The organism is Nocardiopsis exhalans (assembly GCF_024134545.1).
Classification (GTDB): domain Bacteria; phylum Actinomycetota; class Actinomycetes; order Streptosporangiales; family Streptosporangiaceae; genus Nocardiopsis; species Nocardiopsis exhalans.
The window spans coordinates 1,470,779-1,494,128 of sequence record NZ_CP099837.1; the positions used below are offsets into that span (position 1 = coordinate 1,470,779).

General features: G+C 66.7%; 19 protein-coding genes. 13 read left to right on the forward strand and 6 right to left on the reverse strand.

Annotated elements, in window-relative coordinates; all coding sequences use genetic code 11:
- The first annotated feature begins 252 nt into the window (after positions 1-252).
- Together NE857_RS06645 and NE857_RS06650 are read left to right on the forward strand one after the other, a co-directional pair.
- A complete protein-coding gene (locus tag NE857_RS06645) occupies positions 253-2,715 on the forward strand; it encodes an ATP-binding protein (protein WP_254420211.1) in 2,463 nt (820 codons plus the stop codon).
- A gap of 357 nt (positions 2,716-3,072) precedes the next feature.
- Entirely contained in the window at positions 3,073-4,131 is a 1,059-nt protein-coding gene (locus NE857_RS06650; RefSeq protein WP_254420212.1) for a hypothetical protein, read from the forward strand.
- A 33-nt stretch (positions 4,132-4,164) separates the two neighbouring features.
- Here NE857_RS06650 and NE857_RS06655 read toward each other — a convergent pair whose 3' ends face one another.
- Positions 4,165-5,010 carry a hypothetical protein gene (locus NE857_RS06655; protein ID WP_254420213.1) on the reverse strand — a complete coding sequence of 282 codons (846 nt, stop codon included), beginning with the start codon at positions 5,008-5,010 and terminating at the stop codon, positions 4,165-4,167.
- A 326-nt stretch (positions 5,011-5,336) separates the two neighbouring features.
- Between NE857_RS06655 and NE857_RS06660 the strand changes: the two genes are divergently transcribed.
- Positions 5,337-6,785, forward strand: a complete 1,449-nt coding sequence (locus NE857_RS06660) for a DUF6891 domain-containing protein (protein ID WP_254420214.1) — start codon at positions 5,337-5,339, stop codon at positions 6,783-6,785.
- Positions 6,786-7,114: 329 nt separating this feature from the next.
- On the opposite strand, the gene NE857_RS06665 is transcribed toward NE857_RS06660, so the two are convergent.
- On the reverse strand, positions 7,115-8,362 hold the full coding sequence (locus NE857_RS06665) for an RNA-guided endonuclease InsQ/TnpB family protein (protein WP_254420215.1): 1,248 nt from the start codon (positions 8,360-8,362) through the stop codon (positions 7,115-7,117).
- 501 nt (positions 8,363-8,863) lie between these two features.
- Between NE857_RS06665 and NE857_RS06670 the strand changes: the two genes are divergently transcribed.
- The gene (locus NE857_RS06670) at positions 8,864-9,655 is read left to right on the forward strand and encodes a MerR family transcriptional regulator (protein ID WP_254420216.1); all 792 of its coding nucleotides are present in this window, start codon (positions 8,864-8,866) and stop codon (positions 9,653-9,655) included.
- 97 nt (positions 9,656-9,752) lie between these two features.
- Here NE857_RS06670 and NE857_RS06675 read toward each other — a convergent pair whose 3' ends face one another.
- Positions 9,753-10,949 carry a hypothetical protein gene (locus tag NE857_RS06675; RefSeq protein ID WP_254420217.1) on the reverse strand — a complete coding sequence of 399 codons (1,197 nt, stop codon included), beginning with the start codon at positions 10,947-10,949 and terminating at the stop codon, positions 9,753-9,755.
- 324 nt (positions 10,950-11,273) lie between these two features.
- Positions 11,274-11,801, reverse strand: a complete 528-nt coding sequence (locus tag NE857_RS06680; RefSeq protein ID WP_254420218.1) for a VOC family protein — start codon at positions 11,799-11,801, stop codon at positions 11,274-11,276.
- A gap of 441 nt (positions 11,802-12,242) precedes the next feature.
- Between NE857_RS06680 and NE857_RS06685 the strand changes: the two genes are divergently transcribed.
- The 5 genes from NE857_RS06685 (at position 12,243) to NE857_RS06705 (ending at position 18,910) form a co-directional block, all read left to right on the forward strand.
- Complete coding sequence (locus NE857_RS06685) at positions 12,243-12,875, forward strand: hypothetical protein (protein ID WP_254420219.1); 633 nt, start codon at positions 12,243-12,245, stop codon at positions 12,873-12,875.
- A 1,090-nt stretch (positions 12,876-13,965) separates the two neighbouring features.
- Entirely contained in the window at positions 13,966-16,257 is a 2,292-nt protein-coding gene (locus NE857_RS06690; protein WP_254420220.1) for a TrbL/VirB6 family protein, read from the forward strand.
- A 25-nt stretch (positions 16,258-16,282) separates the two neighbouring features.
- Positions 16,283-16,954, forward strand: coding sequence for a hypothetical protein (locus NE857_RS06695; protein ID WP_254420221.1), 672 nt, complete (start codon positions 16,283-16,285; stop codon positions 16,952-16,954).
- A 4-nt stretch (positions 16,955-16,958) separates the two neighbouring features.
- On the forward strand, positions 16,959-18,131 hold the full coding sequence (locus NE857_RS06700) for a C40 family peptidase (RefSeq protein WP_254420222.1): 1,173 nt from the start codon (positions 16,959-16,961) through the stop codon (positions 18,129-18,131).
- 5 nt (positions 18,132-18,136) lie between these two features.
- Entirely contained in the window at positions 18,137-18,910 is a 774-nt protein-coding gene (locus tag NE857_RS06705) for a hypothetical protein (RefSeq protein WP_254420223.1), read from the forward strand.
- A gap of 26 nt (positions 18,911-18,936) precedes the next feature.
- Here NE857_RS06705 and NE857_RS06710 read toward each other — a convergent pair whose 3' ends face one another.
- Positions 18,937-19,488: a thymidine kinase gene (locus tag NE857_RS06710; protein WP_017580636.1), complete on the reverse strand. Its 552-nt coding sequence runs from the start codon at positions 19,486-19,488 to the stop codon at positions 18,937-18,939.
- 494 nt (positions 19,489-19,982) lie between these two features.
- Between NE857_RS06710 and NE857_RS06715 the strand changes: the two genes are divergently transcribed.
- Positions 19,983-20,897, forward strand: a complete 915-nt coding sequence (locus NE857_RS06715) for an ion transporter (protein WP_254421896.1) — start codon at positions 19,983-19,985, stop codon at positions 20,895-20,897.
- Positions 20,898-21,037: 140 nt separating this feature from the next.
- Here the strand turns inward: NE857_RS06715 and NE857_RS06720 are convergent, their stop codons facing one another.
- On the reverse strand, positions 21,038-21,304 hold the full coding sequence (locus NE857_RS06720) for a GntR family transcriptional regulator (protein ID WP_026116525.1): 267 nt from the start codon (positions 21,302-21,304) through the stop codon (positions 21,038-21,040).
- Positions 21,305-21,662: 358 nt separating this feature from the next.
- Between NE857_RS06720 and NE857_RS06725 the strand changes: the two genes are divergently transcribed.
- From NE857_RS06725 to NE857_RS06730, 3 genes are all read left to right on the forward strand, one after another.
- Entirely contained in the window at positions 21,663-22,241 is a 579-nt protein-coding gene (locus tag NE857_RS06725; RefSeq protein WP_254420224.1) for a hypothetical protein, read from the forward strand.
- A gap of 572 nt (positions 22,242-22,813) precedes the next feature.
- Entirely contained in the window at positions 22,814-22,945 is a 132-nt protein-coding gene (locus tag NE857_RS34195; RefSeq protein ID WP_301184310.1) for a hypothetical protein, read from the forward strand.
- Positions 22,938-23,303, forward strand: coding sequence for a DUF6507 family protein (locus NE857_RS06730; RefSeq protein ID WP_254420225.1), 366 nt, complete (start codon positions 22,938-22,940; stop codon positions 23,301-23,303). The genes NE857_RS34195 and NE857_RS06730 overlap by 8 nt, the downstream gene beginning before the upstream one ends.
- Positions 23,304-23,350 lie beyond the last annotated feature (47 nt).

Genomic DNA, 23,350 nt, shown 5'->3' on the forward strand with positions numbered 1-23,350 from the left:
CTCCCCGTGTTCGACTCCGCCCCGCGTCCAGCTCCCCGCGTCCGGCTCCGTCCCCGTTGTTCTGGTCCGCCCCGCCCCGTTCCGGCTCTCCCCTTTTCGGTTCCGGACCACCCCGAGCCCCCGCGGCCCGGCCTCGCTCAGGGATTCTGGCGCGCCGTAACCCGGTTTGCTTCTGTGTGCCGGGTGCGATGCTCCAGTATGGAGGCGGCACCCTCAGCCGCAACGTGACCAGAAGGGCAAGGCGATCGCGACATGACCGGCACCAGGGGAACCCGGGGCGCGACCCGTCTCGCGGTCCGCTACTTCGACGACCGCGTGCTGTTCAGCGACAACGAGGCCTGGGCCTACTTCCGCCTCCCCACGGTGTCTTATGAGTTCACCACCCCCGAGGAGCGCCAGGCGCTCGCCACGAACATCACCATCGCCCTCGCCGCCATCCGGATGAACGACGCCGAGGTGCACCTGCGCGTCGCGCACCGCACCTACCCGGCCGCGCAGTGGGCCACCCGGCTGGACGAGACCGCGGACGCCGGACCCGGCTGGTACGACTACCTCGACGAGATGTACCGGCACGTGTGGGCCAAGGACTTCTGGACCAAGGAGGTCTACCTCGGCGTGCGCCTGGGGCCGCGCAACGCGGGCGCGGGGCTCGGTCTGTTCTCCCAGTTCTTCGGCGCCTACCAGCGCACCGAGCAGGTCCTGGGGATCAACGACGACGCGATCGACGACAAGGAGATCGCCCGCTGGACCGACCAGTCCGAGCGCCTGGGCCGCGCCCTGGCCGCGAGCTCCCTGCACGCCCGGCACGCCACCTCCGACGAGGTCGCCTGGCTCATCCGGCACGCGGTCAGCGGTACCGCCGAGGAGATCCGCCCCTCCGCCGCGGGCCGCCGCACCTGGGGGCGCGGCGAGATCGAGCAGCTCGTGGACGGGGTGATCCACAACGGCCGCTCCATGCTGCGCCTGGAACAGCCCGCCGGGTCCACCCACGTGGCGTTCCTGTCGTTCTCCCGCTTCCCGGACCTCATGCCCTTCCCCGACGGCGAACCCTGGCTGCACCACGCGGACGCGCTGCCGTTCCCCGTGGAGATCTCGCTGCGGATGAAGCTCGTCCCGCCCGCGAAGGCCTCCAAGGACGTCGGCCGCAAGCTCGCGCACGCCCGCGACATGGACGCCCACATCCGCGAGGCCGGGGTGGAGGCGCCCATCGCGCTGGCCGAGCAGATCGACGCCGCCCGCATGCTGGAGCACGGCATCACCAAGGAGCGCCTGCCGTTCGTCTACGGCTGGCACCGGCTCATGGTCTCCGCACCCACCGAACGCCTCCTGGTCCAGCACGTCGAGGCGGTCGTGGAGCACTACCGCGACATCGGCATCGACGTCATCAACTCCACCGGCGACCAGATCTCCCTGTTCAACGAGTCCCTGCCCGGCGACCGCATCCGCCTGAACGCCTACGCCCAGCGCCAGCCGCTGCGCACCATCGCGGGCGGTATGCCCACCGCCACGGTGGACGTCGGCGACCGCGTGGACGCCCAGGGCGGCGGCTGGGTCGGCCCCTACGTCGGCGAGACCATCGGCCGGGCCCGCTCCATCGTGCACTTCGACCCCATGGTCGCCGCGGCCCGCAACCGCCCCACCGCCATCGCCATCACCGGTGAGCCCGGCGGCGGTAAGACCACCCTCGCGCTGCTGATGATCTACCAGCTGGCCCTGCGCGGGGTCACGGTCGCCGCCATCGACCCCAAGGGCGACGCCGAGTCCCTCGTGGAGCTGCTCAAGCACCGCGGCCGCAAGGCGCGCATCATGTCGCTGGGTTCGGCCCAGCCCGGCCTGCTCGACCCCTTCGCCTTCGGTGACGACCTCGCCGCGAAGAAGACCATGGCCACCGAGACGCTGCGCCTGCTGCTGCCCCGCATGAGCGAGGAGCGCGAGTCCGCGATGATCCAGGCGGTGGCCACGGTGGCCAACCAGCCCCAGCCGTCCCTGGCCAAGGTCGTCGACCACCTGGTCTCCTCCGAGGACGCCGCCTCCCGCAACCTCGGCGCGGTCCTCGGTTCGATGGCCGAGATGCGGCTGGCCTCGCTGTGCTTCGACCCGCAGGGCGAGGCCCGCATCGACACCGAGGGGTGGACCACCGTGTTCACCCTGGGCGGGCTCACCCTGCCCGACTCCGGGGTCAACCGGGACGACTACTCCTACGAACAGCGCCTGTCCGTCGCGCTCCTCTACCTGGTCTCGCAGTTCGCCCGCCGCCTGATGAACGGCCTGGACCGGCGCCTGCCCAAGGCGATCTTCCTGGACGAGGCCTGGGCGGTCACCTCCACCCCCGAGGGCGCCAAACTGGTCCCCGAGGTCTCCCGGATGGGCCGCTCCCGCAACACCGCGCTCATCCTGGTGTCCCAGAACGCGGGCGACATGCTCAACGAGCAGGTCACCAACTGCCTGTCCTCGGTGTTCGCCTTCCGCTCCAGTGAGGCGCACGAGGTCGCCGACGTGATGTCGCTGCTCGGCGTGGACAGCAACGAGGACCACATGGCGATCCTGCGCAACCTCGGCAACGGCGAGTGCCTCTTCCGGGACCTCGACGGCCGCTCCGGGCGCATCGGCGTCGACCTGGTCTCCGAAGGGCTGCTGCGCTGGCTGGACACCAACCCCACCCGCGAACGGCCCGCGGACGATTCCCTGGTGACCGCTAACGGCCGCGACCAGTAGCGAACCTTTCCCTCGCGGCCGCGCCCCCGCAGGTCAACGGCGTGCGGGCGGATGCGGGTCGCGGACGTGTGGACAACTGATGACAAAGGGGTGCGGGGAGCCGGGTTCGGGCACGACAAGGATGGGGATCAAGGAGACTACCGCCCGCTCTCCGATCCCCGTCCCGACCCCGCACCGGCCGGACTCCGTTCCGACCCGGACCGGCCCCGTCCCACCGCGGCCCGGCCACCCGATCCCGGCCTCAGCCAGCCGACCCCGGTTCCAGCCACCCGACCTCAGCCCCAGCCACCCGACCTTTCGCGCTCCCTGATCGCCACGAGCCCCCGACCGACACTCACCACTCACGAGGGACCGCCCATGAGTGAGGACGTCATCCGGCCGCGCCCCGTAGTCGACACCGCTCTGCCAGAGGAACTCCGCGAGGACATCTACCGGGAAGCCAACGCCCCGGAGTCGCACCGCATGCGCACCGACGGGGAGGCCGTCAGCCGAGCCCTGCGCTTACGCGAGGGCGGTGTCCAGCTGCTCGGGGTCGGCTTCACCCTGGTCCTGGCCCTGCTCACCGCCGGCTGGTACCTGGGCATGGTGATCGCCAGCATCAGCCTGGTCGCCTATGTCGCCGCGCTGTCCCTGCGCAAACAGGCCGACCCGGTGGTGCGCGGGGTCGGCGCCGCGGTCGGCGGCGGAGCGCTCGTGGCCGCGCCCCTGTGGTTGTTCGACGTCCTACCGCTGGACCCGCCCGTCGGCGCCCCCTGGCTGCTGTTCGCGCTGCTGGTCGGCATGGTCACCGCGGACACGCTCACGGCCCAGGTGAAGGAGCCTCCGGAGGAGCACTACCGGGACCGGGTCCTGCTGCCGGAGGACATCAGCGCCGCCGACCACGGCCTGCTGGTGGCGGTCCAGCAGACCATCGACAAGGTCACCGACGCCCGGGTGGAGCTCGGCGGCTCCGGCGGCTCCGACACCCTGGACACCGCGCGGGGGCTGGCGGTCCTGCGGGAGCAGGAGTGGCGGATCGCCTCCCTGTTGGCCCGTCAGCGCGAACTCCGCCGGGAGTACATCCGGCGGTGGCAGCAGGCCTCCTCGCCCCGGGTGCGCGAGGTGCTCGAACCCCAGCGCAGGCACCTCATCGCGGTGGAGGGGCACATCCGGGCCCGGGTCGACCAGATCGTCGAATACGGCCGCTTGGTGGAGGCCTCGGTCCTGGCGCACCGCGAGTGGGAGCAGTGCCAGGAGGCCCTGGACTCGATGGGCGCCTACACGGATCTGCGCGCGGAGGCCTCCCTGATGTCCGTGCGCTCCGCCGAGGTCGCCGAGCTGGCCGACACCGCCGAGGTCGCCCGCCGGGTGCGCGACGAGAGCGTCACCAGGGTGCACGCCGCCGTCACCGGTCTCCTGGAGCTCCCCCAGGAGTGACCGCGTAAGGCCCCGGAAGGACCCGGAGACTTCTCAGGTTCCGGACGCGGACCCGGAGATCCCCGGGTCCGCGGATCCGGTCCCGCCGGCGGCCCCGAGGGTGATCTGCCGGGCGCGGACCAGGACCGCGGCGGTGAGCAGGCCCAGGGACGCCCAGGTGACCAGCGTGGTGGTGGGCATGACCACGAGCCCGTAGGACCGGAAGGCCACGGGGTGGTTCATCACCAGGAAGACCGCGAACAGGAGGGCGGCCGGCCACAGGGCGAGGAGCAGCGCGGTCCGGGGTTCGGGGCGTCCGCGGTGCCGCACGGCCAACAGAACGGTGCCCAGGCACAGGAGGACGCCGAGCACCGCCTCCAGGTCCTGGAGCTTGATGAGCCCGGCCAGTCGCGCCGCCAGCAGGGCGGCCAGCACGGCCGCCACCGCCCAGGTCGCGGCCCGGTACCGGAACGCGGCCGCGACGAGCAGCCCCGTCATGGCCAGTACACAGGCCCACACGACCAACCAGGGGATCATGTCCGCCGGGTCGGGCCTGATGTGGACGACCGGCTCCCACCGGGACCAGACCAGCAGGGCCAGGTGCATCACCGCGAGGACGGCCGCGGCGGTCCACAGTTCGAGCCAGGCGCCCCGCGGCATCCCGGGGCGTTCGGCGTGTAGGAGCAACAGCAGCAGGAACGCCGCGGTCCAGATCTGCGGGTTGGGCAGGTCCCAGGACAGCCACACTTCGGGCAGCACCATCGCCACCAGCGCGAACATGGTGAAGGCCAGCAGGGCGGACCCGCTCAGCGGCGTCCGGGCCGAGAGGGCCTGTTCGAGAACGGACCGGGTTCGATCGAGGAACGGTGACGGAGTCAGCGGGAAGCATCCTTCGGGCAAGGGAGGGCGGCGCCTCCGACTCTGGCACCGATCCGCCGGACGCACCAGATTACCGATGACCGCGTCCGGTCACACCAGCTCGTCGGGCGCGGCTCCCGTGCTGTCAGGGGCCCATGGCTTTGTCCCGCTTCGGTACCGGGTGCCGCGGTGGATTCCGTGGCTGCCCGGTCGGTCTTCGCCAGGATCACGCCTGGATGCCCCGCCCCTTCGGGTAGACGCGGTTTCGGCCCGGTAGGAGTACTTCCTGTCCGCCCCGGCCGGATCCGGCCGGGGCGGCTTGTGTGGTTCGGGCCACACGGGTCCGGCCGGTCTGAGAGATTGGGCGGATGAGCGATGACTGGTCGAGCGGGGAGAGTCCCTTCGACGACTTTCGGGAAAGGGTGGCCGTGATGGTCGCCGTGGGCCGACTCGGTTTCTCCGAGGTGCTGGAAAGAGCCTATGACCGACTGCTCGACCACCTGCGATCGCATACCGGCCGGTCCCTGTTCGACGAGGCCCCGGCCGACGGCGCGGCCCCCGGCAAGGGCGAGGCGGACAGGGGCGAGGCGGAGGAACTGCGGGCCCGGGCCACCGAGGTCTACGACTTCGTGGACCAGAGTTTCGCCAAACACCTGCGCACCCAGCGCCGGTGGCCCGCCCGGACCGACGTGGAACGGCTCGAACGGGCGGGCCAGGCCCTGGCCGGGATCGGGACGCCGCTGTTCGAGGCGTTCGACTGCTGCGACGGCTGTCTGGAGCACCACGGCGGGGAGGAGTTCGTGTGGCGCTACGCCGACCGCCGGGACGCCAGAGCCCGCTCGGTCGTGTACTTCTTCGAGTCCGACATCGAACTCGCGCTGCTGGGCGGGGGCCTGTGGGTCAGTTTCGCGGCGCGTGAGCGGAACCGGACACAGGCGGCGGCGACGGAGATCCTCGAGGTCCTGCACGCGCACGGCCTCGACGCCGTGTGGCCGGACGAGTCGGTCCCGCGCATGCGTGTGGACATGGAGTGGCACTGTCGGCGCCGGGGCCGCCTGGCCGCGCACCCGGGACCCCGCGCGGACCGGGAACCGGGGATCCGGGTCCGGCTCACCAACGCGCTGGAGGACCAGTACGTGCCCTGGTGGGGTGAGCACAGCTTCCTGGACCCCTCGGTCCGGGAGTTCTCCCGTATCGCCCTGCCCTGGCTGCCCACGGGGTACCAGGTCGAGGTGACCAGCCATATCACCGGGGACGCCCTGTACCTGGAACGCGACTTCGACCGGATCCGGGTGCTGGGGACGGTCGCCCTGCTCGGACCGATCCTGACCATGGAGCCGGAACGCCTGGACGGGTTGGGCCGTAAGGAGGAAGAGGACCTGCTGTTGCCCCTCGGCCACTTGGAGGAGATCCTCGGCCGCTGGGCGGTGGACGGTTCGCTGCCCTTCAAGGGCGACACCCGGCCCGTCGAGCGCGGACTCCTCGACGTCTGCTACGACGACGGCTTCCACCTCGGGGCGGGCAGCAGCGCTCTCGGAATCCCCATGGACCTGGCGGAGTGCCGGTCGCTGATGTACAGGGTGGTCCCGGTCGAGGGCGCGTTCGTGGTCGCCCACGCGTTCAACGGTGTGTGCGTGCAGATGGTCTGGCAGGAGAACCGCACCGTGTGGATGGAGACCCCGGACCCCGCCAGGCGTGTCTCACACGGCCGTATGGGCACTCTCGCCGAGGTGGAGGAGCTGTTCTGCCAGCTCGCCGAGGAGGGTACGTCGGGACTGCTGGGCAGGCCGGACGTGCAGGTGATTTCCTGGGACTGACCGGCCGGGGGTGACGGGGTCGGACAGCCCTCGGGGGCCCGCCGCGGTCGCACCACCGCCCCACTCCGAACCACCACCGAAAGTCCGGGCCCACCGGCCTGGCCCCGTCCGGCCAGGGCTGACAGACCAGCACCGGCCGGATAGGACCGCGAGGTCGGACCGACGGGCCAGAGCGGCTAACCCAGGCCGAAGTAGGCGCGGGACCTGGCGGGGATGAGCAACAGCCCGCCGATCTGGCGGTGCGGGGATCCTGCGCGGACCGATCGTCCTTCGCGAAAGGTCCGACCGCCGCCCTGGGGCGGGGGGAGGGGGAACCGCCGTTGAGTCAACTACCCGTGGCTGGAGCCATGGGCTTGCAGGTAGGTGCCCACCTGGTGGGTGGGTCCGACCTCCCGCGTCCAGCACCACTCCTGTCCAGAGGGTGCTGGGCCGGTTGACGGGCGACCCGCGATCCACACGGCCTCGCCACGGTGGGCGATGTTGCGTGAAGCATTGACATCGGCGTGCAGCACCACACCACATCCCCGACAGACGAACTTGGCCCGGGTGGGCCGGTTGCGTCTGCTGGTGTGGTCGCACTCCGAGCAGGTCTGGGAGGTGTAGGCCGCCTCCACCACCACGAGGGGCACCCCCGCCCTGCGAGCTTTGTAGGTGATGAAGTCGCGCAGTTGCGCGAAACTCCACGAATGCAGGGTGGAACGTTGTCGTTTGGCTTGCCGTACCCGGCCACGGATGCCCCGAAGGTCTTCCAGGGCGATCCCGTGGCCGGTGCGTTCAGCCTGCTCCACGATGTGCTTCGAAATCCGGTGGTTCACATCCCGCGCATGCCGGGACTCCCGCCGGCGCTGGCGCTTGAGGACCCGTTTGGCGCTCTTGGTGCCCTTCTTCTGCAACTTGGCCCGGAGTCGCATCTGGCGGCGCCGGTACCGGTTCAAGAGCCGTCCGGCGTGTTGCTGTCCGGTGGAGGTGGTGGCGAGCTCCACGATCCCCAGATCCACCCCGATGAACCCCTCCGGCTCTTCATTCAAGGGCTGTTCGGGTACTTCGCAGGTGGCCGACAGGAACCAGTCCCCGTTCTGGCGGATCAGGTCACTCTCGCCCTGGCGGTGTTCGGCCAGCATTTTGAGCTGGTCCGGGGAGCTGGTGAAGCCCAGGTTCTTCAACCGTCCCTGGACGGTCCAGATGGAGACGGTGCGGGCGTCCATCTGCCAGGACACACACCGGTCGTCGAAGGGTTGGGCGGCGTGGGGGTGGAAGGTGATCGGGGTGGTCTCCACCCGCTTACGCTTGGGTGAACCCTTGCGGCCCAGGTTCCCGGCCTCAAGGTTGGCGTTTCGGGTGGTGTAGGCATTGGCGACCTTGGCGATCACCCGCACCGCGGGCTGAGCCGAGAGCCCGAAGGTGGCTTTCAGCTGGTGGTAGACCTTCTGTTGTAGGGCGTACTTGTGCCGGGCCCCGCTGTTCTGGGCCACCTGGGAGGCGTGGTTCGCCGCCCGGTTGCAGGTGTGCAGGGTCGCCTCAAGCACCCTCGCCTGTACCGGCGAGGGCAACAGCTTGACGCGCACGACCACCTTCATGATCGAACACACTAACGAGACTGTCCCCGCCCGCGGGGCCAAACAACAAAACTCCCCTGAAACCCGCTACCCGCCGCCTGCGCTCATGATTGAGCGGGTAAGGCGATTCCTCCCGGGCGTGAACGCCCGGGCCTCCTCGCCAACAAGCAGGTGAAGTTGAGTGAAGTTGAATGAACCGGTTTCAACCGAAGTCCAACTGTAGGCCTGCCCACTGACAGCGGAACCGGAGCCAACGGAAGGCGACCGATAGCGGTCAGAGTCCAGAGCCCGCGTTTCACCATCGCCGGAGCGGTCCGGTACCCGTGAAACCCTGCCCCCAGGCGCAGGTGGGCGCATTTGAGAAAGGCTTTGTTGATCGGACCCGAAAGCGTGGAGAATCAGCGGACCGATGGGGTCACCGTCCCTCCGAAGCCTCTCCAGAGAGCTCCGTTCCCTACTCTGGGTGACGGCGGTTGCGGCAGTGCACGAATGATGAGCGGCAGTGAAGCGGGTGACAGGGCTGTGAGCTACAGGGCCAAGACCGTGGGGGTGGTGGCCTCCCTCGTCGGGGTCACCGTCCGCACGCTGCACCACTGGGACGCGATCGGGCTCGCCGGGCCGAGTGAGCGCAGCGCCGCCGGTTACCGGATCTACACGGCCGCGGACATCGCCCGCGTCCACCGCGTGCTGGTCTACCGGGAGCTCGGGGTCTCGCTGGAGGAGATCGCCCGGCTGCTGGAGGCCGACGCCGAGGAGGCCACCGAATCCCTGCTCCAGCAGCGCGACCGGCTGCGCGAACGCATCCACAAGCTGGAGCGGATGGCGCAGGCCCTGGACCGGATGGCCGAAGCACGACAGGAAGGAGTCCTGCTGTCGGCGGAGGAACAGGTCGCGATCTTCGGCGAGGACTGGCAGCCCTCCTGGGCCGCACAGGCCCGGGAGCGCTGGGGCGACACCCGGCAGTGGGCGCAGTTCGCCGAACGCGCCGCGGCCAAGACCGCCGAGGACTGGCAGCTGGTCACGGAGGAGGTCCGGGCCCTCGACACCGACCTCGTCCAAGCGCTGCGGGCCGGTCTCGAACCCGGAAGCCAGGAGGCGAACGCCCTGGCCGAACGGCACCGGGCCTCGATGGACGTCTACTTCGACTGCACACACTCCATGCAGGTGATCCTCGGCCGGACCAACGTGGACGACCCGGGGTTCCGCGCCCACTACGACGGCCTCGCCCCCGGTCTGTCGGTGTGGCTGAGCGACGTTATCGACGCCAACGCCCGCGCCCACGGCGTGGACCCGCGGACCGCGGTGTGGGAGTGACGGCAGCGGACGGCGCGGACCCCGGGCAGGCGCGTACAGCAGATCGTGCGGTGGGTCGCACACCCCTGAGACGACCGGTCGCCGATACCTCTGCGGCTCAGGTCGCCAGGTAGGCGTCGGCGGCCAGTTCCCGGACCGCCTCGGTGTCTTCGGGGTTCAGCAGGAGTACGTGGTCGGCGGCCACCCGCACGCCCATCGGGGCGATGGGGAACGCGGTCCTGCCCTGCAGGAAGCTCTCCCGGGGGTTGTTGGCGGGTTCCAGGAGCGCTGTCGGGGCGGGGGTGCCCTCGTCCGCCGAGGCCTGTGCGTAGCCCTCCGCGGCCACCTCGGTCAGGTCCACCCAGGCGCGGGTGCCGTGAACGGTCGCATCGGTCTCGAAGGACGCGAAGCCGGAGGGGCCGTCGTTCAGGCCGGAGACCTCGACCCGGAAGCTTTCGCAGTCGGGGGAGACGGGGACGTTGGTTTCCGGGCAGTCGGAGTCGTGGTCCGGGCGGGTCGTCAGTTTCAGTTGCGCGTCGCCCTCGTTGATGTAGACCACGGTGAAGGAGCGGTGCTCGGAGCCGAACTGGAGGTGCCAGGGCCGCCAGTCGGGGGAATCGAGGACGGCGAGGGGATACGGGTAGGCCTCGATCGACTCCGTGTAGGACTGAATCTGCTCCGCGGCTTCGGCCCGCAGGTCCGCCAGGGTGTACCAGGTCGTCAGCGGGAGGACGAGCGCCAGCGTCGCACCCGCCAGGGCGAGACCCGTCCGGGCTTCGCGCTGACGCCACAGCTGGACCGCGAGGAGGGGGAGGACCACCGCGGCCAGGAGCAGGTAGGCCGCGAGGCCGGTCATCCCTGTCGAGAAGAGGTCCAGCGAGACAGGACCTATGGGTCCGCCTCCCGTAGCCCCGGGGCCGTTGTTGAACCACAGCCCCAGGGCCGGGCCCTGGGCCAGCGCCAGGAGCGGCGCGGCCAGCAGCAGCAGAGTGGTCCCGAAAGGGTGGGGCCAGCGGGCGAGCTTGAGCAGACAGGCCACCAGAGCTGCCAGGACTCCGAGACCCGCCAGGGCGGTGACGAGTACCAGGACCACCGGCAAGGCCGATTCGGAGCTTCCCGTTCCGGCGAGAAGAATCTGGAGCATGAAGCCGACGAAGTACGCCGGCATGAGCGCGAAGAGGGAGATCAGGACGGGCAGGAAGAGCGCCAGTAGCCCGAGCGGCACGAAGGCGGGCGCGCCCAGCCGCTGGCGGGAGCCGGAGCCCTGGGGAACGTCGGGGCCGGTGGGGTCCGCGGGCTGTCGGGCGGTGGACATGGCGGCTCCGGGGGTGGTCGGGCGGGGCGGTCGAGGCGGAAGGATTGGGCGAGTGAGGTAGCGCTGAGCGGTAGGGCTGGGCGGTGGGGCTGGGCGGTGAGCGAAGTACGGCGGGTGGGGTTTCTCGGACGCCGTCCCTCTGGCACCTGTGACTCGGCGGAGGCCGGATCCGTTCTCCGCGGGCGGTGAGGAGCCCGCCTGGACTCCGCCAGACCCTGCCCACTGAAAAGGGGGGCGTGCGACCGGTTCGGCCGCACGCCCCCGCTCCTGTTCGTCCTGTTCTGCTTGATCCGGTGCTCGGTGCTCGGTGCCCGGTGTTGGGTGTCAGGCGCCGGGCGTATCGGGGAGGTTGAAGTCGTTCTCCCTGAGGTAGTCCGCCGCTGCGCTCTCGGGGTCGAAGGGGCGGGCCGCGGTCATGATCACCCGGGTGTTCTCCGGGGTGGTGACCTCGATCTCCACCGAACCCCACGGCATCTGCCGGGGGTCGCTGACGGAGCCGGGAAGCGCCTTTTCGCAGGCGGACACGATCCCGTCGATCTGGTTCAGCACGCAGGAGAAGCTGACGCTCATCGGCGCGGCCTCAGCGGGGCGCTCGCCCGGGACCAGGAGCACGTCCTGGAAGGCCCAGCGCCGCAGGTGTACGACCTGGCCGGGCACGGTGAAGAAGTCGAAGAAACCGAGCCCGTCGACCCAGAATTCGGTGGAGGCCGCCAGGTCAGCGGTCGGCACGGTCACGAACATGGGCATGCCGTACAGGCCGCGGAACTGCTCCGGGGCAGGTGTGTCGGGTCCGGCGGGCGGCGGGACGGGGCTGACGCTGAACGCGGGGAAGTTGGGGTAGTTCTCGCTCATGCGCCTCATCGTGAAGCCTCACGCGGCGTGAGGGTCAAGCCGAAGGAGAGCGAGCCGTGCGCCCGGACCCACCTCGGTGGGGCTTAACCCTGCCCGGGGGCGGTGTCGGGGGAGTTCGTCGGGCAGGCCGCGAGTGGTTTCGGGAGGGGCGGCGAAAACATGAAACATGAATGTGATTCCGGATTCGCTCTCGAAATCCCCGTGGCATCGAACGGAGTGGAGTGGGATCGGCAACAGGCGTGCGGGCTGTGGGTGGATTTTATTTCCGCAGTTCAGGGGATGTTTTTTGGTGTTCCCGGGGAGGCTCTTCCGGTCTGATGGTGAATGACGGGGGCCAAATGGAATCTGGTGGAACTGGGTTTCGGTAAGCTTTCCGCGCCTGCAGTGCCGGGAGTGGCGGCAGGTTCCCCCGAAGCCGAAGACCGAAAGCGCGGATGCTGAATGAAGAACGCCAAGAGCAGTAGAATCCCCACCCTCACCGCTGTGGGCATGACCGCGGTGCTCACCCTGACGGCCTGTTCCTCGTCGGAGAACTTCGACTTCACCGAGCGCCTGGAAGGGGCGCCCTCCAGCATCAAGTTCAGCGTCCCCAGTGATCTCGGGGACCTGCACGAGGACTACGCGGACACCCGCATCTTCGACTCCATCACCATCAGAGCGATCGAGTCCGAGGATCCGTCGATGTGCGCCGTGCAGTACGACTACGACTACGCGAGGGGCGGCCTGGACCGTCTTGTCGAATTCGCGGAGAGCCTTGACAGTGATTATTCCGTGGAAGAGCGTGTGTCGAGTCTGCTGACCAACAAGTCGCCGGGGAATGAGCAGGTCGAGGTCGAGGAGGACTACAGCTCCGCGGTGCTGCACCTGGACTGCTCGCCCGCGCCGCGTGAACCGGAGGAGGTCGTGGGCGTGACTCTCACCTACATCGACACCCGGGAGGACATGATCATGCCCATCGCCGGCGCCGACGTCAGCGTCATGCGGGGCTCCGGGAGCGACGGTGAGCTGTACATCCAGGAGTACGAGACGCCCGACTGGAGGGTCGACTCCAACGGCAACTGGATCGCGGACTAAGGCCGCTCGCGGACCGAGGCTGTGCTGATGCACTGTGGTGCTGAGTTTCTGTGGCGCTGAGGTATTGCGGTGCTGAGGTGCTGTGCCCGCTGGGCCCTTCGCGAGTGAGAGGCGGAACCCTGCCTCTCAGGCTCTGAGGCTCCGGCTGGGCGCCGCGGCCCGGCCTCTTCCATGCCGCTGACGCCGGTACCGGCTCGGTGATCCTACGAGCCGGTACCGCGGGCGCGCGGCTATGCGGTGGGCGGGTATGCGGCGGAGGGATCACTGTGCCCGGGGTATTGGCCCTCCCCCCGGGCCTCGGAGGTGAAGCATCGTGGAGCTTCTCTGGGGAGGGAGAGGCTGCGCTCGGGGTATCTGGGGGCTCTGGGGCGCCCAGATCCTTGGCGTTGGCCGTGGCGTTGGTAGCGGCCTCGGGTTGGCTCAGGCTCCCGTGATGTTCCGGGGCAGGAGCCAAGAGGACTATTCGTGTTGCGCATAACGCATGACTGAACCCTGCTGGGGTCTGCACGGGCCTGCGCGGGCCCGCTGTGGGCGGGCTTCTGGCGGACGGACTGCGGGGTGGGGAGCCTGAGCCAGGGCCGGGAGGGCTGCTGTTTCGGTCCTACGGCAATAGGGACTGCGGGTCTCACGGAAGCCGAGGATGGGACTGAGTGCCAGTCCAGTTGGTTGCCATATGTCCACTTTTCAACACGAAAAGTTCTGTGACGCCCCTCATAGTCCGCATGTGGACAGCAAATTGTGGCCTTGTGGTTTTTGGGTGTTACGGCCGTCCCATCAAGCCTGTTACCTGCACAAACAAGGGGAAGCTCCTGATTTGCCCCCCGGGTTCCGGGTGGATGGGTACGGGCAACCCGAAAACCGCTCGCGTTGCAGCCTTCCCTCAACCCGGTGATGACGCACCATAGAGGATGGGGTAAAGACATGCGGGGGCCTTGTGGCCGCGTGCGGTCGCGCGCTTGATGGTGGGGTGGCGTGCGTGCGTGGTCGGAGGCCCTGGTGTGTGCCATCGATTCCCCGCACGACCCACGACGCAGGAGCTCACCAGATGAGGCATCAGCACGTCCACCGGCGGGGTTGGCGACGAGTCCTGATGACGTTCCTGATGCTGAGCGGCTTCATCCTGCTGCCACTGACGGGGGCCCAGGCGAACCCACTGTGTCCTGGCAATCCGGCGCCGCTTCCGGAGTCTGCTGGGAGCGGTTCAGACGGACTCCTGGTTCCGCCGCAGTCCCGTTCCGCCATTGAGGGTTCTCCTGATGGAATGCCTCCTGATGCCAGCATGTACGGCCAGTACGGAACGGCTGGTCAACAGTGGCACATGATCACCGAGTCCTGCGTTGACAAGATGGCTTCCGGGGCTCAGGCAACCATCGCGAACTCGGCTTGGGATCTGTCCAAGACCATCAACCAGTCGACCATCACTGTTTATCAGGCTGCCACATCTGATGGCCTCCTCGCTAGCTTCACTGAGACTGTTGAAAATGTGGTAGTGGCACTCAGGGAAGGTGTTTGGCGCCCTCTGATCCCGACGATTGTAATCCTGGGTGCGATCTGGCTTGGTTGGTATGGGCTCATTCGCAAGAGGATGACTTTGACGCTTGAGTCGTCCGTGTGGATGGTTGCCGCAACAGCGCTTGGTATGTGGATCCTGATTAGCCCGGCTCAGGTGATGGGGCTGGGTTCTTCTCTGGTCAACTCTGGAACTCAGCTGGTGACTAGCGCGATTGGTCAAGTTCCATACGGTGGAGGAGCTGGCGTCTGTCCTGCTGGTGCAGAGCCTCCAGAACGTGCCAGTTGGGAATCAGAGTCAGATTTCCAGGTCCGACGAAATGCGGATATGCTGTGGTCAAGCCTGGTGTGTCAGCCCTGGGTGGCTGGCCAGTTCGGCAGTGGAGAGATCGCTGAGAATGCCTCAATGCACCATGCGGAAGACCTCATTGCAGCTCAGGGTATTAGCCGGATCGAGCAGCAACAAATTGTAGACGGAGATATCGACGCAAATGTCCTGATTGCAGAGAAGCAAGAATCCTATGAAGAAATTTCTTCGAGTATTGAGACATCGTACCCTAGTGTCTACCCACTCTTCTCTGGTGATGACCAGGGAAGTCGAATAGGCGTTGCGACTCTAGCTCTTTTCGCTTCGATCTTTGCTGGTGGACTGATTCTGGCTGGGTCCGTAGCGCTTATCGTTCTGAAGATTGGCTTCATGCTGCTCTTCATGCTTTCTCCGGTCTTCCTCCTTATTGGAATCCATCCAGGTTACGGGCGAATGGTTTTGCTTCGCTGGGTCGAGTTGATGGTTGGGTTCCTGCTCAAACAGATCTTCGTGGTTCTACTGATCGCTATTTTGGTCATGAGCTACGGGATGGTCATGGCTACGCCACTCGGGTGGGGCTTGCAGATGATCCTGCTCGCCCTCTTCACCCTGGCGCTCTTCATTTATCGCAAGACCTTCGTCTACCTCTTCGCATCGGTGAATGCGAACACCTTCACCTCCCGTGTAATCAGCGATGCGGCTCAGAGCCAGGCCCTTGGCAAGAGCGCGGCGGTTCTCCCCCCGGTCGCTTACATGAAGGCGCAGAACTGGGGGCGCCGTCGAGGAGGCCAGATCGCGGTAGGAGCGGCAGGGGTTCCCACTAACGGGGGTGTGCCTACCAGCGCAGTAGAGGGTGCTGAAGAGGTACCGGATAGCGGAGCCACCCGCGGTGATGGCGCTCGGGTCCGCGGCACCGCTGGTTACGGCCGTGTCCGAGGCAACGACAATGCCCCGCCGCTCAACGTCAATCGAACTGGTGGCCCCGGTACCGCGCGGCCTACTTCAGCGCCGCGTGCTAGCGGCGAGGCGCCAGATCTGGCAGGTAGTAGTTCAGGGGGAGCTGGGGGCAGCGGTGGAGCCATTCCGCCTCGACCCGCTGGTGGTTACACCGGAACTGGAGACAGCGGTTGGGCAGGGGTATTCGGTACTGGCGGTGGAAACAGGTCGAACCGAAACGAAAGCGGTGGGTCCGGCTCAGGTTCGGGCGGCGGCACGTTTAGTGGCGGGTCGGGTAACTCCCGTGCAGCCAGCTCCGAACGCGCGGAGCCCAGTACCGGGCGCGGTATCTTCAGCGGCCGCGAGGACACCCCTGCTCAGGGCAACCTCGGCAACCGGGGTTCGCGCTGGGGAGGCCCGCAGGAGAAGCGTGAGCGCCCCGCGCCGCAGCGTCCGGCACGTCCGGCCCCCGCCGACCGCAGCAGGCGCGGTGATGGTGAGGGCGGTTGGCTGACCGGCTCCGGCAAGCGCAATGACAACGCCCCCATCACCCCCTTCTGGGGTGAGAGCGGGTCATCCAGTACCCGGGACCGCAAACGCGATGTTCCTTTCTGGCTGAACGACGACTGACCGAAGACAAGGCACTCCAAAGACCATGCCCAACCCTCTCCCCGAACGCACCCAGCGACTGGTCGTCATCGGCCTGATCGCAGCTCTGGCTGGGTTCGGGATCTACTTCAGCCTCGGCGGGTTCAGCGGTGACCAGGAGGAGCAGCCCACCGGCCTGCCGCGAGAGCCGGGAACAGCTCAGGGTGAGGCCGAACCACCTTCAAATCCGGGTGGTTTGGCCACCGTGCCGCCCAGCCCGATTCCGACCACCGAGGCCGAGGACCTGGACGTCCTCGGCTGGTTCCCGTTCACCGAAGCGGAGTTCCAGGCGGCGGGGGCCACGGCACAGGCTTTCGCGGAGGCCTACGGCTCCATTGACTACTCGGCCTCCCCCGAGACCTACTACTCCTCGATGGAGGCCCTGGCGACCGATGAGTACGCCGAGGTGCTCTCCGACGCGAACCGTGCCGGGGCCTTCTGGGAGGAGATGAGCGAGGCTGAGGCGGTGGCCCAGGGGCGCGCTGAGATCCAGGAGATCCGGACCTTCGGCAATAACTCCATCACCTTTGTGGTCACTGCTCAGTCCATCACCGAGACCGGAGACGCTGAGTTCGACGAGGACCTGGGGGACTTCGCTGTCACGGTGATTCGAGAGCGCGGTTCCTGGGCTGTCTTCGACTTCCAGCCTGCCAGCGCAGGACAGTTCGGGGAGGAGTGACCAGGTGATCTCCGCTCTGCGCACCCCCGCCCCCGATGAGCGAAGCGGTTCCTGCCTGACCCGAGTTGCCGTACTGGCCGCTATAGGAGTGGCTGGGCTGGTTTTTCTGACCCTGATGGTGATTCCGGCGATCACGAACAACACTCAGGTGGGGTCCTGGCTGGCTTCCGGGGTGGTCTGTGCTCCCAACGCTGATGCTGAACAGCCGAGCAGCAGTGAATACGCCATGGACACCATCCCGGAGAACTATCTGGAGCTCTACCAGGAGGCTGGGGAGGATCGCGGGGTTCCGTGGAACATCCTCGCGGGCATCGGTCAGGTGGAGTCGCATCATGGCCGTTGGGACGGGCCAGGGATCACTGAAGGACACAACGACTGGGGGGCCTCCGGGCCTATGCAGTTCGGCTCTCTGGACGGGTCAGCAGCTGGAAACAGCTGGGGCGGTGAGCCGATTCAGCCAGTGGATGAGCGCCCGGACCAAGGTTACGGGGTGGATGGCAATGGCGATGGGATCGTCAACGTCTACGATCCGGCTGATGCGATTCCGGCCGCCGCTGACTACCTACTGGCGCACGGGCTTGAGGATGATGTCCGGCGGGCGATCTACGGTTACAACCACGCCTGGTGGTACGTCGATGACGTGATGGAGTGGGCCGACCGCTACGCCGAGGGTGACTTCAACACCTCGGACTCCATCCGGACTGCTGTGCTCTGTGAGCTGGATGAGGACGGTGTGCCAATTGGTCGAGCCCCGGATGAGCTGACTCAGGCGGTCGTGGACTGGGCGCTTGACCAGCGAGGGAAACCGTATATCTGGGGCGGCACCGGGCCGGATGGTTATGACTGTTCCGGTCTGACGATGAAGGCCTACGAGAGCATCGGGGTGACAGTGCCTCGTGTTTCCCAGGACCAGTGGAGCTTCGGTCCTGAGATTCCGTTGGGTGAGGAGCAGCCCGGTGACCTGGTCTTCTTTGATGTGACCCGTGCGGGAGAACCGCCAGGGCCTGGGCATATGGGAATGGTTATTGGCGATGGCCTGATGGTCGAAGCCTGGTGCACCAACTGTGGACCGATCGCGGTGCGGGAGTACGATGACCCCAATCGTGCGGACATCGTGGGGTTCACCCGTCCGCTTGAGCACCCCGAAGTGAAGGCTCAGCTGGAGGCGCAGGCTTAACCGTGGTGGACACGAAGGAAGCAGACTCGAAGCGCAAAGAACCAGCGAAGAAGGGTCTACATGGGTGGAAGGCTGCGCTCGCAGTCTTCGGATGTGGAACACTCGCGGCCTTTAGTGTATTCGGGGTAATTGTTGGTGTGCTGAGCTTGTTCATAAGTACGGCTTCATCGGGTATCCCAGGAGCTGATCAGCAAGAGAGGCCGGTCGAGATGATCGGCGAGCCCCAGGCTTCTATCGAGCCCGGAGATTTGGATCTTTGCTCGAGAAACCTTGTATCAGCGTCTCAGGTTCAGCTGGAGCGCACAGACTCTGGAGATAGTTACTCGGATTCTGTCAACGAAGATGAGCGTCGAATCAAGGATTCGTGCGAATGGTTGATGGTCAGTGACTACAGTGGGGCTGAGCGCTGGAATCTCACATACTCTTATGAGGCCGTGATTAAAACCCCTGGTGGGGATCGAGTTAATGTGGCATCACAGGAATTTGATGCTGCCTCGGGTGAGCTAGGATCGGATTTCGTCCGGATTGAGGATCAAGGTGAAGCTGGATTTGCTGAACGATCCAATTTTGTTTACGGCGAAATCGAGCCGGGGGTGAGCGGGTATGTTCTGCTTGCTCAGACTCGAAGTGCGGTCTATGAGATCCAGATGAAGGCCAATAGCGACTCGCTTGAAGAGGGGGCTCTGGTTCCGATGCCCTCTATGCGGCGGGAGGCTGAAAAACTGGTCAGAATATCAGATGTCGAATTTAATCTGTGGATTCCCGGGAAAGATAATTAGAGGATCTTTCGCCCCAGTTGAGTCCTCTACGCCACGCCAGCCATGAAGTGGTGGCGGCAGAGGGTTGTGTAAGACTCGTTGCCACCGATGTGGACCTGTTCGCCCTCGTAGATCATGACCCCGTCAACCACGCGGGCGTTATGCGTAGCGCGGTTGCCGCACCAGCATCGCGCATAGACCGGCAGGATCTCTATCCTGTCTGCTAGCTCGACCAATCTCTTCGAGCCAGGGAACAGTGCCCCCTGGAAGTCAGTCAGGATGCCGTAGCAGTACACATCAATGCCCATGCCGTCCACGACGCCCGCCAACTGCCCCACCTGTTTGAACGACAGGAACTGGGCTTCGTCGCAGATGACGTACGGGACCTTGCGGTCGGCGATGTCGTCGTAGAGGTCCAGCGAGTCTCCGACCTCGACCGCGGGGGAGGTCAGGCCCAGCCGGGAAGAGATGATCCCCGAACCGGCGCGGTCCTGCTTCGTGTACAGGACACCCTCGCCTCCGCGGGAGTGGTGCTCCTGGAGGGCCATCGTGCTCTTGCCCGAGTTCATCGAACCGGTGAAGTACTTCAGCTCCGCCATGTCTCTTCCGTAACTCGGTCGCGGGCACTGCCTGGGGGAGGCTCAGCAGCTGCCGAGGCCAGCAGCGAAGATACCAGCGGGGCCGTCGGGTTCAGTACGGGATCCGCTGCCCGGATCCTTGCTCCTGACCAAGGCCCTGCTCTGCTTCTGGGGCTGGGTGGCGCCAGATGGGGTCGGACCGAAACCGGGACCCCTCTGGCATGTGGGAAGTCGCACGAGGGTCCGGACCCTCCCGGTTATCCGGTTGTGACTCTTCTACCAGGGCGGCAGCGTACCTTTTGGGAGAGTTGCCGTCCCTGGTGGAGAGGTGTGCGCAGGCACTCAGCTCGCCCCCTGGCCCTTCCTGCCGGTCGGTCGGCCTCGCCTGCTGAAGCAGGGGAGTGGCAGGCAAACAGTGCGAAGTATGACGCACTTCGGGGCGTCCGGAAGTGCTTCGATATATTTGTTCGCGCCTTGTCCAAATTCAAGGTGTGAGCGTGAGGGAGAAACTGGCTTTGTGGCGAGATCAGGTCACCAGATTTGTCGAGAGCCGTGGGTTCTCCAACACCATGCTCAGCGTGATCCTGCTCAACGCCGTCATGTTGGGATGGGCGACCTACGGGGGGCCCGCCCTGCCGTATCTCGAGGCGGCTGAACGGATCATCATCGTCCTGTTCGTCATCGAGATGCTCCTGAAGCTGTATGCCTGGCGCGGCGGCTTCTGGAAGGACGGCTGGAACTGGTTCGACTTCATCGTGGTCGTGATCTCGCTGATCCCGGCGACCGGGCCTTTCGCGGTGCTGCGGATCCTCCGTGTACTGAGGATCCTGCGGGCGATCACCGCCGTCCCGCAGATGCGCCAGATCATCGGGGCGCTCTTCAAGGCGGTTCCCGGTATGGGCACGGTCATCGGTCTGCTTCTGATCGTCGTCTACGCGTCCGCTGTGCTCAGCCAGCAGATGTTCGGGGAGAGCGTCCCGGAGTTCTTCGGAGACCTGGGAACCACGCTCTTCACGATGTTCCAGCTCATGACCACCGAGGACTGGCCGGAGGTCTCGGAGGCGGTGGCGGAGCACCATCCGCACGGCTGGATCTTCTTCGTGCTGTACATGGTGCTGACCGCGTTCATCATCCTGAACCTGGTGATCGGTGTGATCGTCACGTCCATGGAGCAGGAGTTCGGTAAGAGCCGCTGGGCGGAGGACCAGCACCTCGAACTGGTCCAGCACAACGCGGTCATGGACCGGCTGGCTGAGCTCAGCGATCAGGTGGCCCGGCTGGAAAGCCAACTCGGGCAAGAAAATAGCGACGGCCTCCAGAGCGTGGAGGAAGCCGCCGCTAAAGTTCCCGTCGCAGGTAGTGAGGCCCGCGGTGACTCGGAAACCGATGAGGGCGGGTCGGATGGAACGAGGCCCCGCCGGGGGGAGTAGAAGACCCCCGGCGGGCCTTGTTCCTGCCCTCACGAATGATTATGAGGGAAGCACAGAGCGTGGTGGGACGGATTCCCGGGAATCCGCCCCACTTTTTTGACTCCTTGAGTTCACGCATAGCCCGAAAGCGGGCAAAGGTGTCAATCTCTCGGTAGGACGAATACTCCCCGTCCGTGCACAGCGCGTACCCGGCCGAGATCTGCCAGATAGTTCGTGGCCTTAACGATGGTTCCGCGCGCGACCCCAAACTCCTGGACCAGCTGGTTGAGCGACGGGATGGCTCTTCCGGCTGGGTAGCGCCCCGCATCGATGCGCGCGACGAGGATCGCGGCCAGCTGTAGCCACACAGGGTCCATGCCCTCGTTGTCGATCTCGCTGTCCGCTGTGTATCCGCTAGGCAAGTCCATGTATCGAGCCTGGAGGAGCTAGGTTCAGGACTGTCATTTCGGGAAGTGTGAAGTTATCCATGGAACACTGAAGATCAGTGGGGTACAGTAAAGAACCCGTAACGCACGGGACCCCGGCGACGTGCTGGAACACGCCCCGGGGCCATGGCCGACCTGAACATGACAGGACGACGATGCAGATCCTACTGCTCCTCTTTGGCGTGCTCGCTGCACCCGTGCGGCTCGCACGTCCGACGCGAGGCCTCCACGCCTCCTCCTACGGCTACACCTGGGGGCTCATCACCGAGTTCCGCCGCCGCTCCCGCCGGGTGCGCCGGTACGCGGATACCCTCCCCGCCGCCGTCAGGGGGTGCTGCGCATGAACACCAACGCCTCCAGCCCCAGCGCCCGCTCCCACCCCCATGCCCGCTCCCACACCCCCGCCCTGAAGCCCCTTCCCTCCGGGGTGGCACCGGGCTCCCTCGCCCCGCGGCCGCTCGGTTCCAGCCCGCTCAACCCGGTGCCCGTCGCTCCGGGAGGTGCCAGCCGCGCCGATGAGCTGGTTTCGGAGATCGGTCGGCTCCTGCGGCGCCCGGGGAGGTCGGCGCACGCGGTCCGCACCCTCACCCGGGTGGACGGGCTGTTCTCCGAGCTCGACCGTCAGATCAGGTCCGGCGGTCCGCTGCCGAGCATCTGGCGGGCGGCCCTGCGCCCGGCCCCGCCGTCGTCGCGTCGCGGGATCGCCTACGAGTACGCCACCCAGTGCTACGACGCGGTGAGCGAGACGCTGTGGGAGGTCGGGGGAGTGGTGGTCGCCTGGCGTGCGCTCCGGGAGGCGGCCCGGGAGTGGGAACGCCTGAACCGGGCCCTCATCGAACGGTCCCCGCTCCCCGAACCCTGGCTCCCACCGGACGGCCGCCCCGAGCAACTGCCCCGACCCACCGGGTCCCGTGGCTGACCGCCTCCGGTCAGCCACGCGCCTCAGATAGCCGGAACCCTCCGAACCCGCCCACCGGGTGGGCGGCCCGCCCCAGGCCGCCCACCCGGTTCCTCGCGTGCTCGCCCTCTCCGCACTCACCACAGCCCAGCACCATGAAGCACATCACATGGCCGATTCCGGCCACCCCTTCTGCCCTGTTGGCTCCGGTGCCCTTGATGTCCCGATGACCTCCCGGGACGCTCGATCCTGTTCCACTGCGCCTCTTTCAGGCCGCCAGATATGCCCTGACACAGCATGACAAAACCCGCCAGAATCAGAACCTCAGCTACTCACAGCGCAACTCACACCACGCACGGCCACACGATCGCGTAGCAGCGGAGGGGAGAGGCGGGCCCGTGAAGTTTGAATTCACCCCGGATGAGGAGTGGGACTCATCCCCCGAACCTGGTCTCCACCAGGCCCAGGGGGCGGAACAGTCTGGGGAAGGGAAACCGCCCCCTTCTCCCGGTGCCTTGATCGCCGCGGCCTCTGAACGGATGCACAGCCAGGCCCACGCGGACTTCAGCCGGCTGCACGTCTTGCTGAACCGCATGCTCCACACAGTCGAGGCCGCCCGCCCGCAGGCAGAGCCGTCCTTCACCGAGGCCAGCCCCGAACCCAGCGTGGAAGTCTTCCGCCCCCAGGCCTTCCGCTCTCACCCCCTGGAGGACACCCGTGGGTAGCTGGGACATCAACCCAGAACAGGTGAGCCAGGTCCTCACCGACACCGCTGGCCACCTGGGCGAGGAAGGCTCTTCAGACGGTTTGCTCGGGAACATGCAGGAGATAGCGACCAAGGTCGAGACCATCAACGAGATGGCCGAAAGCGTCCCCATCGCCATCGCTCTGGGTGAGTTCTGCGAACACTACTTCGGGGTGATGGGCGACATGGTCACCAAGACCGTCAGTGGTCTCGAAGGCGCTAGCGAAGCCACCACCGCCTACATCAACGGCGACCTGGAGATGGCCGCCGAGGCTCAGTCCACCGCCGGGGACATTCCGGTACGCCGTCCCCCTGGCGCCATCGACGGTCCCGTGTAGACCCCCCCCGTGTAGGTCCCCGAACGCTTTCCCCACCCCCCACGCCA